This is a genomic window from Methylobacterium sp. P3_A11 (assembly GCF_056403155.1).
This window is the reverse complement of sequence record NZ_JBFUGA010000259.1, coordinates 1-532: the sequence shown is the minus strand read 5'-3', so window position 1 is coordinate 532 and position 532 is coordinate 1. Positions and strand designations below refer to the sequence as shown.

Sequence of the window (532 nt, the reverse complement as noted above, 5' to 3'; positions counted from 1 at the left end):
GCCTTCATGCCAGTCCATGCGCACAGCGACTGTCAGATCGAGATGGCCGAGCGCGCCGCTGGCGAACTCGGTTTCGACGATCCAGCAATAGGCGCCGAAGCGTTCGTTGAGGCGCGCGTGCACGGCGGTGATTTCGCCGCAGAGGAAGCGGGCGGTATCGACGAGATGCGAGCCATGCGCCAGCATGAAATATTGCCTGAGATCGGCCTTCGGATTGCCTGCGGGTTTCCTCGCCAATTTGCTGGTGACGGGCAGCGGCTGAATGGCGTCGGTGTTAGTGTAGCGGTGGGTGGAATCGCAATACCAGGCCTTGAGCGCCAGCACCTCGCCCATCTCGTCGCGGACGAAGTCGTGGGCCGCCTCCAGCGCCGGGTCGAAGCGCTTCATGTGGCCGACCTGCAGCACCTTGCCGGAGCGCTTGACCGCCGCTGCCAGCGCCTCGCCTTCCTCGACAGAGGTGCCGATCGGCTTTTCGCAGAGAACATGCTTGCCGGCGTCGAGCGCCTTGATCGACATCGGCACGTGGTAGGCG

Annotated in this window: 1 protein-coding gene; it reads right to left on the bottom strand. The window is 64.3% G+C overall.

The window, feature by feature from the left end; all coding sequences use genetic code 11:
* Window positions 1-532: Gfo/Idh/MocA family protein (locus AC1DXK_RS31155; RefSeq protein ID WP_477299729.1), on the bottom strand; the 532-nt coding region annotated here is incomplete at both ends.